Raw genomic sequence first — 12,743 nt, 5'->3', positions numbered from 1 at the left:
AGAGCCCTAGACCCCAGGCGGCGTCCGGGGTGCCCGTATCAGACGTCGAAGAAGTCGACGTGGCCGTTTTCCAGGGTGTAGTAGGCGCCCACCACCTTGACCCGACCCTCCTTCTGCGGCGCCAGCAGGGTTGGTTCGGAGGCTGCGCGCAGCCGTCTGACCGTGCGCTGCACGTTGCTGCGCACCGCGGCTTCCAGCAGATCCGGCGGATTGCCGGCGCGGGCGCTGAGTACCGCCGGCAGGATGGGTTCGATCATGGCGCCGATGGCGCCGGGATAGAGGACGTTCTGCTCCACCACCGCCACCGCGGCCTCCACCGCGCCGCATTTCTCGTGGCCCATGACCACGATCAGTGGCACGCCCAGCTGGCTGATGGCGTATTCCACCGAGCCGAAGGCGGTGGTGTCCAGGGTATTGCCGGCGTTGCGCACGATAAACAACTCGCCCAGCCCGCGCCCGAACAGCAGCTCCGGCGAGACCCGCGAATCCGAGCAGGACACCAGCACGCAGAAGGGCGTCTGGCCCTTGGCGATCTCCAGGCGGCGGTCGCGATTGGTTTCCCCATGCAGGGGCTTGTCCTCCATGAAGCCCTGGTTGCCGTCGATCAGCCGTTGCAGGGCCTGCTCGGCCGTGAGGGTGGTGTGGGCCTTGGTGGGAGCAGCTAGGGCGGGCAGGGTCAGGGGCGCCAGGGCCGCGGCGAGCGGCAGGCAACAGGCGCAGTGCAGGAGCTGGCGACGCGACAGGGCAGGCTTCATCGGAAACACCTCTTCGAGTGCGGACGGGCAGGGCGTGCCGGTACGGCAATCTCCAGCGCTTCAGCTAACTATTGCTGGCCACTGCCGATCACGCCAGCCGCCTGGACGCCAGGCATGAAAAAGCCGCGTCGGGGACGCGGCTTCGGGCCTTTCCTGGGCGGGCGTTACTTGCGCGCCAGTACCGTGCTGCGTGCGCCCTTGGGCGCGCCCGGCAGGGGCGTCAGCTCGCCACTTTCCAGCCAGCGACGGACGCGGGTGGCGTCGGCCATGTGGGTGAACTTGCCAAAGGCGTCCATCACCACGAAGGCCACCGGACGACCGGCCATCACGGTGCGCATCACCAGGCAGTGACCCGCCTTGTCGGTGTAGCCGGTCTTGGTCAGCTGCACGCTCCAGTCGGCGTTGTAGACCAGGTGGTTGGTGTTGCGAAAGCCCAGCACATAGTTGGGATTGTGGAAGGCCTGGATCTTTTCCGGGGTGGTGCTGAGCTGACCGAGCAGGGGGTAGCGCTCGGTGGCCTTGAGCAGGGTGACCAGGTCGCGGGCGGTGGAGACGTTGAGCGGCGACAGGCCGGTGGGCTCGGCGTAGCGGGTATTCTTCATGCCCAGGGCACGGGCCTTGGCATTCATGGCGGCGACGAAGGCGCGCTGACCACCCGGATAGTGGTGGGCGAGGCTGGTGGCGGCACGGTTTTCCGAGGACATCAGCGCCAGTTGCAGCATGTCGCGACGGGTCAGCTGGCTGCCCAGGCGCACCCGCGAGAAGATGCCGCGCATGGCCGGGTTCTCGCTGATGTCGATGTCGATGGTCTGCTCCAGCGGCAGCTTGGCATCGAGCACCACCATGGCGGTCATCAGCTTGGTCACCGACGCGATGGGGGCGACCTGATCGGGATTCTGGGAAAAGAGTACCTGGTTGGTCTTGAGGTCGACGACCAGAGCGTGGTTCGAGGCCAGGCGCTGGGCGGTGGCGGCAGCCGCGGCCTTGACCTTGGGTGGGGTCTGGGCCAGGACGGCCGGACTCAGCCCGACCAAGCCAGCCAGCAGCAAGCCGGCAAGTTGATGACAGATCTTCACGGTGGCAGCTCTCAAAGGGGGGCGGGGTTAGAACAACCGCGAACGGCAATGCACCTTGCAGATCAAGGACATTGCTCAGAGATTTCACGTCTTTTATCACCCGGGATGTCGGCTGGGAATCCGACAAGGCAGCTTTTTACACAGCGCGCTGGCAAAAAGTCACAATTAGTTGCATATGGGCGACGGACGGCAGGGATAGGAGGCCGAAAGGGCGCCCGAGTGGCCTCGGGCGCCTTGCCTTCAGTCGTGGGCTTCCTGGGCGGCGGGACCGAGCATGCTGCCGGTGACCAGGTAGCGTTCGTGCCAGGCCAGGGCCTCGGGAAGGAGGTGCGGAGTGTGCTTGCCATGGCTGCCGGCCAGGGCGCGCTCGAAGTAATCCTCCAGCGCCGGGCGGAAACTCGGATGCACGCAGTGCTCGAGGATGGCTCGGGCACGCTGCTTGGGACTGAGCATGCGCAGATCGGCCAGGCCCTGGTCGGTGACGATCACCGAGACATCGTGTTCGGTGTGGTCGACGTGGCTGACCATGGGCACCAGGGTCGAGATCAGGCCGTTCTTGGCCGTGCTTGGCGCCATGAAGACCGACAGGTAGGCATTGCGGGCGAAATCCCCGGAGCCGCCGATGCCGTTCATCATCCCGGTACCCATCTGGTGGGTGGAATTGACGTTGCCATAGAGGTCGGCTTCGAGCATGCCGTTCAGGGCGATGCAGCCCAGGCGGCGCACCAGTTCCGGATGATTGCTCACCCCCTGCTGGCGCAGGATGATGCGCTGGCGCAAGGACTCGGCGTGTTCGAGGAAACGCTCGATGCCCGCCGGGCTCAGGGAGAAGGACGTCGCCGAGGCCAGCTCCATCTTGCCGCTGATGAGCAGCTCCAGCATGCCGTCCTGGATCACCTCGGTGAAGGCGGTCAGCCCCTGGAATTCGCTCTCGGCCAGGCCCTGCATGAAGGCGTTGGCGATGTTACCGACGCCCGACTGGATGGGCAGCAGATTGGCCGGGATGCGCCCCTGGCGTACCTCGAATCTGAGGAAGTCCAGCAGGTGCGCGGCGATGGCCTGGGAGGCGGCGTCGGGTGCCTTGAAGGGGCTGTTGCGATCGGGGGCATCGGTCTCCACCACGGCCACCACCTTGTCCAGCGGTACCTCCAGGTAAGGCGAGCCGATGCGGTCACTGGGATGGGCGAGCGGAATGGGCGTGCGGTGGGGCGGCAGGGCGCCGTCGGTGTAGATGTCGTGCATGCCGTCCAGGGCATCGGGCTGCCAGCGATTGACCTCGAGGATCACCGCATCGGCCATGTCCAGCCAGGTCTTGTTGTTGCCGACCGAAGAGGACGGTACCAACAGGCCATCTTCGCGGATCGCCGCGATCTCCACCACCGCCACGTCGATCTTGCCGAAGAAACCGTAGCGCACCTTTTCCGCCAGTTGGCCCAGGTGGATGTCCATGTAGTCCAGGCCGCCGGCGTTGATGCGGCTACGCAGCTCGGGATCCGACTGGAAGGGCACCCGCAGCTCGATACCATCGACTCGCGCCAGGGCGCCATCCAGTTCCGGAGCGGTGGAGGCACCGGTCAGCACCTTGATACGAAACGGCTCGCCGGCGCCATGGCTGGCAGTGATGCGCTGGGCCAGGGCGCCGGGCACGGCCTTGGGATAACCGGCCCCGGTGAAACCGCTCATGCCCACGGTCATGCCGTGACGGATGAACTGAGCGGCCTGCTCGGCGCTCTGGCGCTTGGCGGCGAAACCGGGATGGCGAATACGGTGGGACATGACGACCTCTGCGGGCATTATCGAAAGCACACTAAGAATGTGGATTCTACGCCGAAGGGATGCTTAGGTCCCTAAGCAAAAGGTCGGGTGGGCGGGGAAATTTTGGGGAGGGGTGTAGATTGGGTTCGGTAGGTTGGGTTGAGCGCAGCGAAGCCCAACGGTGCCTGGTCATCCCAAACATCGGCATTCGTAGGTTGGTGCTGAGCGTAGCGAAGCCCAACATCGCGAAGGTCGGTCGAAGTGCCTTGGCTTAATGGTGCCCTGGCTGTTTATCGTGGTCTGCTTGTGGCTCTTGTTTCGCCCACCCGGGCGACTCACTTTTTTCAGTCGCGAAAAAAGTAAGCAAAAACGCTTGCCCCGACCATCCGGCCTTCCACTTCGCTCCAGGTCCGCTCACGCCAGCGCCGTTCCGGGGTCGGTCCAGATGGGCCGTCCATGGCCCACTGGGCCTCTCGCCGCATCCATGCGGCTCGCCCCACTCCACGACACTGGCGTTCGCCCTCCTGAACGGGGCGATTCGCCAGCCTGAAAGTGTTGGTTGAATAACCCGTAACCTGAACAACGGCGAAGCCTTGTCCACAGGGATCGGCATTACGCGCCAGTGGAAGACGCTGCGCGGTTTTCCACGCTACGACCTCTGAACTCCGAATTCCCAGGCTTGCGCCCCGCCCCGTCAGTGAGGCCGAGTGCAGGTGTCGCGGAGGGGGTATGCGAGGCAGGACGCTGAGCAAGGCGCGAGGGGCAGGAGGCCCCTTCGTGCCGAACCCCCGGAGCGGCGCCGGAACGAGGGGACCCGGAGCGCAGCGGAGGGCCGAAACGTGGGGCAAGCGTTTTTGGTTACTTTTTTCGCGATTGAAAAAAGTAACTCGCCCGGGTGGGCGAAACAAAAGCCATCAGAGCACTCGATAAACAGCTAGGGCACCCATAACCCTAATCCGTTGGGCTTCGCTATCGCTCAACCCAACCCAACCCAACCCAACCCAACCAGCCCAACCAAACCCAACCCAAACCAACCTACGCCGATCCGCCCGGATCGCCACGACCCAGGCATTGGGCATCGAACGCCCAACTACCCCTCACACCACCATCATGATCCACGGCACCCCGATCCCCAGCAGCACCAGCAGGAACAGCGCGCCGAAAATGGTCCCCAGTCGCCAGTAGTCCGCGCTGGGCAGGTAGCCGCTGCCGTAGTACACCGGGCTCGGTCCAGTGCCATAGGGCGTGATGATCCCCATCAGCCCCAGCGAGGTGCCCAGCAGCAGGGCGAATACCGGCAGGTCGATGCCGGGGATGCCCATGCCGGCGGCCAGCATCACGGGGAGCAGGGCGGTGGTGTGGGCAGTGGAGCTGGCGAACAGGTAGTGGGCGAGATAGAAGACCGCCACCAGCGCCACCATGGCAGTGCCGGCGTGGAAGCCGCCTAGGTGGCCGGCGACCCATTGGCCGAACCAGGCGACGAAGCCGACCCGGGTCAGGCCGTCGGCCAGGGCCACCAGGGTGGCGAACCAGGCGAAGGTGTTCCAGGCGGCCTTGTTGCCCAGGGCATCGTTCCAGTTGATGACTTTCAGCAGCAGCATCAGCACGATGACCAGGATGCCCACCAGTGCCGGATCGGCCCAGGCGGCACCGAAGATCCATAGCGCCAGGGCGCCGATCACCAGGGCCAGCAGCAGCTTCTCGTTGCGTGTCAGCGGGCCGAGTTCGGCCAGTTCCCTGGCTGCCCAGAGCGGTACCTGGTCGTTGCGTTTGATCTCCGGCGGATACAGCCAGTAGGCCAGCAGCGGCAGCACGGCCAGCAGCAGGATGCCCATGGGCGCGGCGGCGATGAACCACTGGCCCCAGCTGATGTGCACCTGGGCGGTCTTCTCGATCAGGGCGGCGGCCAGCAGGTTGGGCGCCAGGGCGGTGAGGAAGAGGGTGCTGGTGACGCAGGTGGAGGAGATCGCCACCCACATCAGATAGGAGCCGATGCGCCGGGCGCTGGGGTCGTTGGGCTTGGAATCGTAGAGCAGCGGCAGGTTGCGAATCACCGGGTAGACGGTGCCACCACTGCGCGCGGTGTTGGACGGCGTGAAGGGCGCCAGGGCCAGGTCCGCCAGCATCACCGCGTAGCCCAGGGTCAGGGTCCGGCGGCCCATGGCCTTGACCAGCAGGAGGGCGATCCGTCGGCCGAGACCGGTCTTTTCGTAGCCCAGGGCGAACATGAAGGCGCTGAAGATCAGCCAGACGGTGTTGTTGGAAAAGCCCGCCAGGCCCCATTTCAGCGCCTCCTGGGGCGCGCGGAAGCCCGGTGTCGCCAGTTGCGCCGGGCTGAACAGCACCCAGGGCGCCAGCAAGGCCGCCAGGGCCACGCCGATCAGACCGATCACCGCCCCGGGCAGGGGTTCGAGGATCAGCCCCACCACCACCCCGGCGAAGAGGGCGAAGTACAGCCAGGCATGGCTGGGCAGGCCGGCGGGGGCAGGCAGCAGCGCCAGCAGTCCGGTGACGGCGAGGGGCAACAGGAATTTCCAGGTGGTACGCATCGGGCGCTCGCAGATTCCGGTGGTCTCGGGAAACCGGCCTGGGCCGGGATGGCTGACGACAGGGCGCCGCGTGCAGCGGCAACGCTGGCCCGGTAGGGGCCAGGGACGTCAGCGGCAGCAAGCTTTGCAAAGGGCAGCGCCCTTTCCCAGCGCTCTGGCCGTGGTCATTCGTCGCAGTCCTGCGGTCTTAGGTTCCCTGAAGGCATTCTTTCGTTATCGAGAATGACTTGCAACAACCGATGGGCTGATCGCGCACCGATTGCACCCGCAGCTCGCATCGGCGAACAATCGGCCCTTCCGCCAATGACAACAACACGAGGATGAGCACCATGAAGTACCGCCTGGGAGAACACCGCGTCGACGCCCATCCGCACAGTTGGGTCGCGCCCACTGCCGCAGTGATCGGCAAGGTACGCCTGGATGAAGGCGCCAGCGTCTGGTTCGGCGCGGTGCTGCGCGGCGACAACGAGCTGATCCACATCGGTCCGGACAGCAATGTGCAGGACGGCGCCGTGTTGCACACCGATCCTGGCTCGCCGCTGACCCTGGGGCGTGGCGTCACCGTCGGCCACCAGGCCATGCTGCATGGCTGCGAGATCGGCGACGGCAGCCTGATCGGCATCCACGCCGTGGTGCTCAACGGCGCGCGCATCGGGCGCAACTGCCTGGTGGGCGCTAATGCCCTGGTAACCGAGAACGCGGTGATCCCCGACGGCTCCCTGGTGCTTGGCTCGCCGGCCAAGGTGGTCCGCACCCTGAGCGATGCCCAGCAGGCGCAGCTGGCGGCCAACGCCCAGGTCTATGTGGCCAATGCGCGACGCTATCTAGAGGAGTTATTCGAGCAGGGGGAATAGGGGATTCGGTCGTTGGCAGCGGTGATATGAGGGCGCGCGGGACCACCCCCTCTCCCTCTGGGAGAGGGCCGGGGTGAGGGGGGAGTCGCCAAAAGCCTGTTGGGCTTCGCTGCGCTCAACCCAACCTACCGGCAGGTAGGGCGCCATGGCCGAAGCCGTAGCGTAGAAAACGGCGCAGCCTTTTCCACAGGGCAGTTCGTGCTAGGTGTGCCCTCACCCCAACCCTCTCCCGAGGGGAGAGGGGGCTTTCCGAGCAGGCGTTTCGTTTCCAGTGCCAAAGGCAGATTCGCGATTCATCGTCGCCACGCCATCCGCTAGCGCGGGGCCACCCCCTCTCTCTCCGGGAGAGGGGGCTGTCCGGGCGGGCGTTCGTTTCCAGCGCCAAAGGCAAATTCGCGATCCCTTGTCGCCACGCTAGCCACAGGCGCGAGACCACCTAGAGGGTTGGGGAGGGAAGGCTATGCATTGATCGCGGCCATGGGCCGCTTCTACAGGTGTTTCCTGATCTGTAGGAGCGGTCGCTACGGCGCACCGGCATGGCCGCGATGAACCTCTACCTCATGGCTTCTCGAAGCGATAGAACAGATTCGGCTCGCTGACCACGTACAGCCTGCCCTGATCGTCCATGGCCACGCCCTCGGCCTGGGGCACGCTGCGGCTCAGGCCGTGCTGGCCGCGCAGCAGGGACAGCGAGCTTATCGGCTTGCCGTCGTCGTCCAGCTCCAGTACCAGCCGCGACTGGTCGGAGAGCGCCAGCAGGTGGCCGGTGCCAGGATCGAATTGCAGGCTGGAGAGATCGCGCACGAACAGCCGGCGGTCACGCTTGGGGTCGCTGCGCAGTGACAAGGCCTGCAGGCCCTCGAAGGCCTCGCTGCCCAGGCCGTCGATCTCGTAGATGCGTACCGGATTGCTTTCCTTGGCGACGAAAAAGCGCTCGCGGGCGGCGTCGTAGGCCAGGCCCTCGTTGCCGCGGTTGTCGCTTTCCACGTCGCTCAGGCTGAAGGGGTGACTGACCTGGCGATCGTCGATGTCCACCTCGCGGGTGTCGGTGCCGATATGTACCCGCACCAGGCGCTGGCGGCGCTCCTCGCTGATCATGTACACACCCGGCTTGATGTACTCGATGGCTTCCGGATCGCTGAAGCCCTTGAGATCCACCTGGCGCAGCAGCCGGCCGTCCAGGTCCAGTTCGAGAAAGCGCGCCGGCTTGTTGGTCACGCTGACCAGGGTATGGCGATCCGGATCGAAGCTCAGTGCCGAGACGTCGGTGATGCCCTCGCCAATGGGCCGCGCTTCCACGGTGACACGATAGCTCGGCAGCCACAGCGAGCGGGCCTGACGGCTTTCGGCCTGGAGCTGGCTCTGGACGTTGAACCAGAGCCGCTCGAACAGCCGGTGCTGCTGGGCCACCAGGGTCAGGCACAGCAGCAGCGCGGCACCCAGCAGGGCGGCCAGGGTGCGAGGGGAGAACAGCGGAAACATCGACAGGGTCCTGAGGCGGTGATGCCGCGCAGCCTAAGGGCGCCACCCTGAATTCAAGCTGAATAGGCGCTCATTGCGCCGCTTTGGACACCTTGTGAAACACGTGGAAGAGATTGGGTTCACCAATCAGGTAGAGATTGCCGGCCTCGTCGAGGGCCACGCCCTCCGGCTGCTCCATGGTGGCGTCCAGGCCGTGCAGGCCGCGTCTCAAGCTGATGAAGCTGACCGGTGCACCTTCCGCGGTCATTTCCACCAGCGTGTGGGACTGATCGGACAGGGCCAGCAGGTGACCGGTGCGCGGATCGACCGCCACCGCGGAGTAGTCGATCACCAACTGCTTGAGGGGAAAGGGCTGGAGGGTACCGGTAACGCCGCGGCCGTCGCTGGCCAGGGTGAAGAGGGCGGCCGGGTCGCGCTCCTTACTGAGGATCAACCGCTGGTGACGCGGATCCCAGGCGATGCCTTCGAAGCCCTTGTTGCCGGCGTCGGGAAAGCCCAGGTCATGGTGTTCGAAGGTATTGGCATCCAGCTCCTGGGTGTCGTCCGTCAGCTGGAACAGCGACAGGCGCCGCTGGCGCTCGTCGACGATGGCCAGGCGCCCGTCCTGCAGGGCGGTCACCCCTTCCAGGTTGGAGACGTTGCGGATCGGGATGCGCCTGAGGATGTCGCCGGTCAGGCTCAGTTGCACCAGGTAGGGCGTATTGCCGGTGACGGCGAAGAGGGTGCGGGTGCGGGGATCGTAGGTGAGGTCGGAGGTCTCGGCCTCGGCCAGGCCCGGCAGTGCCTTGCCTTGGATCACCGCCTGGTAGTCCGGCAGCCAGACCGCCTGGGCCCGGACTTCCGGCGGCGTGCGGTATTCCTGCCACCAGAGCAGGGCCCGGTCGTTCCAGTGCCAGACGAAGGTAAGGACGATCAGCACCAGCAGAACGAAAGCGGGGAGGAAACGGAACAGGATGAGGCGAGGGAGTCTGGACATGCGGGCTCGTACGGCTTCTTGTTATGGCTTGTCTGCAAAGTCGCCGAGCGAAGGTCAGGCAAGGCAAGAACCCTTGAGGAAGCGGATCGGACTCGCGCTCGAGTTTACGAGGCGTAAATGAGCACTCCGAAAGGGTTTTTAACGCCGCATGGCCGAGCGCAGGCACTTTTCCGGCAAAGCCTGGAGCGTCGTGGCCGTGCCGGCACACCATCGCCCGGCACTCGCCAGGCGACGGTGGGTGGCGGGGTTATAGCACGCGCGTTTCGAAGCGGCTAACGTCCGGCAGCTCCAGCACCAGCTCATCGCCCACATTGAGAGGTCCGACACCCACGGGCGTACCAGTGAGGATGACGTCGCCCGGTTGCAGGGAGAAATGCCCGGCGATGGTCTGGATCAGCGGCAGGATGGGATTGAGCATGTCGCGGCTGTTGCCGTCCTGGCGGACCTCGCCGTTGATGGTCAGGCGCACCGGGATGTCGGCCAGGTCCTCGAAGGCATCGCCGGGCACGAAGGGCGCGAGCACGCAGGCACCGTCGAAGCTCTTGGCGATTTCCCAGGGATAGCCCTTGTCCTTGAGGCGGCTCTGCACATCTCTCAGGGTCAGGTCCAGGGAGGGGGCGAAGCCGGAGATGGCGTCGCGGACTTCCTCTGCCGAAGGCTTCTTCGACAGCGGCTTGCCGATCAGCACGGCGATCTCGGCCTCGTAGTGCACCGAACCCTGGTCGGTGGGAATGGCGAAGCCGTCCGCCACCGGCACCACGCAACTGGCCGGCTTGATGAACAGCAGGGGCTCGGTGGGAACCGGGTTGTTCAGCTCCTTGGCATGTTCGGCATAGTTGCGGCCGATGCAGACGACCTTGCCCAGGGGGAAGTGGATCTTGGTGCCATCGAGGTACTGGTGCTGATAGGCCATCTTGTGCTCCTGGTGAGTGGCGTCTGCTGGCGATCTTAACCAAAAGCGGGCGCCGCGGCGCGTTGCCGGTCGCGAAGTGCTCATGGTCGCCCTGAGAAAGCTTCAGGTCGCAACCGGACCTGCATGCGGCGGCTCATGCTAAGATAGCGCCCCCTTTGCCGCTGGCTGAACGGCCTGCGCCGCGCCGGCATCCTTCTCCCTGGAAACTCTGGATTCAACGCAGATGAGCAAGACTTCCCTCGACAAGAGCAAGATCCGCTTCCTTCTCCTGGAAGGCGTCCACCAGTCCGCCGTGGATATCCTGAAGTCCGCGGGTTACAGCAACATCGAGTACGTCACCAGCTCCCTGCCGGATGCCCAGCTCAAGGAAAAGATCGCCGACGCCCACTTCATCGGCATTCGCTCGCGCACCCAGCTCACCGAAGAGGTGTTCGACTGCGCCAAGAAGCTGGTCGCCGTCGGCTGCTTCTGCATCGGCACCAACCAGGTCGACCTGCAGGCCGCACGCGAGCGCGGCATCGTCGTGTTCAATGCCCCCTATTCCAACACCCGTTCGGTCGCCGAGCTGGTGCTGGCCGAGGCCATCCTGCTGCTGCGCGGCATCCCGGCCAAGAACGCCTCCTGCCACCGTGGCGGCTGGATCAAGAGCGCGGCCAACTCCTTCGAGATCCGCGGCAAGAAGCTCGGCATCATCGGCTACGGCTCCATCGGCACCCAGTTGTCGGTGCTGGCCGAGGGCCTGGGCATGCAGGTGTTCTTCTATGACGTCATCACCAAGCTGCCCCTGGGCAACGCCCAGCAGGTCGGCTCCCTGACCGAGCTGCTCGGCATGAGCGACATCGTCACCCTGCACGTGCCGGAAACCCCCGCCACCCAGCTGATGATGGGCGAGCGCGAGATCCGCGCCATCAAGAAGGGCGGCATCCTGATCAACGCCGCCCGCGGCACCGTGGTCGACCTCGACGCCCTGGCCGCGGCCATCAAGGACGAGCACCTGATCGGCGCCGCCATCGACGTCTTCCCGGTGGAGCCGCGCTCCAACAACGACGAATTCGTCTCGCCGCTGCGTGGCCTGGACAACGTCATCCTGACCCCGCACATCGGTGGCTCCACCGCCGAGGCCCAGGCCAACATCGGCCTGGAAGTGGCCGAGAAACTGGTCAAGTACAGCGACAACGGCACCTCGGTGTCCTCGGTCAACTTCCCCGAAGTGGCCCTGCCGTCGCACCCGGGCAAGCACCGCCTGCTGCACATCCACCAGAACGTCCCGGGCGTGCTGTCGGAGATCAACCGTGTCTTCTCCGAGAGCGGCATCAACATCTCCGGTCAGTACCTGCAGACCGACGAGAAGGTCGGCTACGTGGTGATCGACGTCGATGCCGAGTACTCCGACCTGGCGCAAGAGAAGCTGCAGAACGTCAAGGGCACCATCCGCTGCCGCGTGCTGTTCTAAGCCTTTAGCTGTCATGGAAAAGCCCCGGTCGGGTTCGCCTGACCGGGTTTTTTTTGCTTTCGTGCTGGCGGAGGTTTCATCGCGGCCATGGGCCGCTCCTACAGGGATGATACTTTTGTAGGAGCGGCCGCGTCGGCGGACCGCCATGGCCGCGATAAACGGCGTAGCGTGGATAACGGCGCAGCCTTATCCACTGGCCGTGCTTGAGCTCACCTGTGGAAAACGCTGGCGCGGTTTTCCACGCTACGGGTGGCTTAGCTGCGCTCCAGGCGCTCCACGCCCTGGGCGGTGCCCAGCAGCAGCACGTCCGCCGGGCGGGCGGCGAAGAGGCCGTTGGCGACCACGCCGACGATGTTGTTGATCTTCGCTTCCAGGCCCACCGGATCGACGATGTGCATGTTGTGCACGTCGAGGATGACGTTGCCATTGTCAGTCACCACGCCGTCGCGGTATTCCGGATCGCCGCCCAGTTTCACCAGCTCGCGGGCCACGTGGCTGCGGGCCATGGGGATCACCTCCACCGGCAGCGGGAATTCGCCGAGGACGTCGACGCGCTTGCTGGCGTCGGCGATGCAGATGAATTTGCGTGCCACCGCGGCAACGATCTTCTCGCGGGTCAGGGCCGCGCCGCCGCCCTTGATCAGGTTGAGGTGGCCGTCGGCTTCGTCGGCACCGTCCACATAGAACTCCAGGTCGCTGACACCGTTGAGGTCATAGACGGTGATGCCGTGGCTCTTCAGCCGGTCGGCGGTGGCCTGGGAGCTGGCCACGGCGCCATCGAATTCCAGCTTGTGCTTGGCCAGCAGGTCGATGAAGAAGTTGGCGGTCGAGCCGGTGCCCACGCCGACCACGCTGTCGCGGGAGAGCAGGGGAAGGATGAGGTCGACCGCGGCCTGGGCGACGGCCTGCTTGAGCTGGTCCTGATTCATG

The 12,743-nt window shown here is 65.3% G+C and carries 10 protein-coding genes; 2 read left to right on the top strand and 8 right to left on the bottom strand.

What is annotated here, in order from left to right:
- Window positions 1-38 precede the first annotated feature (38 nt).
- The 4 genes from APT59_RS19145 to APT59_RS19130 all read right to left on the bottom strand — a co-directional run bounded on the left by APT59_RS19145 (window position 39) and on the right by APT59_RS19130 (window position 6,135).
- Entirely contained in the window at window positions 39-755 is a 717-nt protein-coding gene (locus tag APT59_RS19145) for a carbonic anhydrase (protein WP_059316317.1), read from the bottom strand.
- A 164-nt stretch (window positions 756-919) separates the two neighbouring features.
- Window positions 920-1,831 (bottom strand): D-alanyl-D-alanine endopeptidase, encoded by a 912-nt coding sequence (gene pbpG, locus APT59_RS19140; protein ID WP_059316316.1) that lies wholly within the window; start codon window positions 1,829-1,831, stop codon window positions 920-922.
- A gap of 240 nt (window positions 1,832-2,071) precedes the next feature.
- Window positions 2,072-3,607, bottom strand: a complete 1,536-nt coding sequence (locus APT59_RS19135; protein ID WP_059316315.1) for an acetyl-CoA hydrolase/transferase family protein — start codon at window positions 3,605-3,607, stop codon at window positions 2,072-2,074.
- A 1,076-nt stretch (window positions 3,608-4,683) separates the two neighbouring features.
- On the bottom strand, window positions 4,684-6,135 hold the full coding sequence (locus APT59_RS19130; protein ID WP_059316314.1) for an anion permease: 1,452 nt from the start codon (window positions 6,133-6,135) through the stop codon (window positions 4,684-4,686).
- 329 nt (window positions 6,136-6,464) lie between these two features.
- Between APT59_RS19130 and APT59_RS19125 the strand changes: the two genes are divergently transcribed.
- Window positions 6,465-6,989: a gamma carbonic anhydrase family protein gene (locus APT59_RS19125; RefSeq protein ID WP_017639990.1), complete on the top strand. Its 525-nt coding sequence runs from the start codon at window positions 6,465-6,467 to the stop codon at window positions 6,987-6,989.
- 558 nt (window positions 6,990-7,547) lie between these two features.
- On the opposite strand, the gene APT59_RS19120 is transcribed toward APT59_RS19125, so the two are convergent.
- The 3 genes from APT59_RS19120 to APT59_RS19110 all read right to left on the bottom strand — a co-directional run bounded on the left by APT59_RS19120 (window position 7,548) and on the right by APT59_RS19110 (window position 10,360).
- Window positions 7,548-8,471, bottom strand: a complete 924-nt coding sequence (locus APT59_RS19120; RefSeq protein WP_059316313.1) for an SdiA-regulated domain-containing protein — start codon at window positions 8,469-8,471, stop codon at window positions 7,548-7,550.
- Window positions 8,472-8,541: 70 nt separating this feature from the next.
- Entirely contained in the window at window positions 8,542-9,447 is a 906-nt protein-coding gene (locus tag APT59_RS19115) for an SdiA-regulated domain-containing protein (RefSeq protein WP_059316312.1), read from the bottom strand.
- Window positions 9,448-9,694: 247 nt separating this feature from the next.
- Entirely contained in the window at window positions 9,695-10,360 is a 666-nt protein-coding gene (locus tag APT59_RS19110; protein ID WP_059316311.1) for a fumarylacetoacetate hydrolase family protein, read from the bottom strand.
- Window positions 10,361-10,583: 223 nt separating this feature from the next.
- Here APT59_RS19110 and serA point away from each other — a divergent pair, with 223 nt between their 5' ends.
- Window positions 10,584-11,813: a phosphoglycerate dehydrogenase gene (gene serA / locus APT59_RS19105; RefSeq protein ID WP_059316310.1), complete on the top strand. Its 1,230-nt coding sequence runs from the start codon at window positions 10,584-10,586 to the stop codon at window positions 11,811-11,813.
- 254 nt (window positions 11,814-12,067) lie between these two features.
- Here serA and rpiA read toward each other — a convergent pair whose 3' ends face one another.
- Window positions 12,068-12,742, bottom strand: a complete 675-nt coding sequence (rpiA, locus tag APT59_RS19100; RefSeq protein WP_059316309.1) for a ribose-5-phosphate isomerase RpiA — start codon at window positions 12,740-12,742, stop codon at window positions 12,068-12,070.
- Between the last annotated feature and the right edge of the window lies 1 nt (window position 12,743).

Origin of the sequence: Pseudomonas oryzihabitans, from assembly GCF_001518815.1 — a bacterium.
In the GTDB taxonomy this organism is placed as follows: Bacteria; Pseudomonadota; Gammaproteobacteria; order Pseudomonadales; family Pseudomonadaceae; genus Chryseomonas; species Chryseomonas oryzihabitans_E.
This window is presented reverse-complemented; position numbering and strand designations above follow the sequence as displayed.

Coding starts and splice junctions, on each gene's coding strand:
- APT59_RS19145 (WP_059316317.1), bottom strand. CDS start 755: ATGAAGCCTGCCCTGTCGCGTCGCCAGCTCCTGCACTGCGCCTGTTGC.
- APT59_RS19135 (WP_059316315.1), bottom strand. CDS start 3,607: ATGTCCCACCGTATTCGCCATCCCGGTTTCGCCGCCAAGCGCCAGAGC.
- APT59_RS19130 (WP_059316314.1), bottom strand. CDS start 6,135: ATGCGTACCACCTGGAAATTCCTGTTGCCCCTCGCCGTCACCGGACTG.
- APT59_RS19125 (WP_017639990.1), top strand. CDS start 6,465: ATGAAGTACCGCCTGGGAGAACACCGCGTCGACGCCCATCCGCACAGT.
- APT59_RS19120 (WP_059316313.1), bottom strand. CDS start 8,471: ATGTTTCCGCTGTTCTCCCCTCGCACCCTGGCCGCCCTGCTGGGTGCC.
- APT59_RS19115 (WP_059316312.1), bottom strand. CDS start 9,447: ATGTCCAGACTCCCTCGCCTCATCCTGTTCCGTTTCCTCCCCGCTTTC.
- APT59_RS19110 (WP_059316311.1), bottom strand. CDS start 10,360: ATGGCCTATCAGCACCAGTACCTCGATGGCACCAAGATCCACTTCCCC.
- serA (WP_059316310.1), top strand. CDS start 10,584: ATGAGCAAGACTTCCCTCGACAAGAGCAAGATCCGCTTCCTTCTCCTG.
- rpiA (WP_059316309.1), bottom strand. CDS start 12,742: ATGAATCAGGACCAGCTCAAGCAGGCCGTCGCCCAGGCCGCGGTCGAC.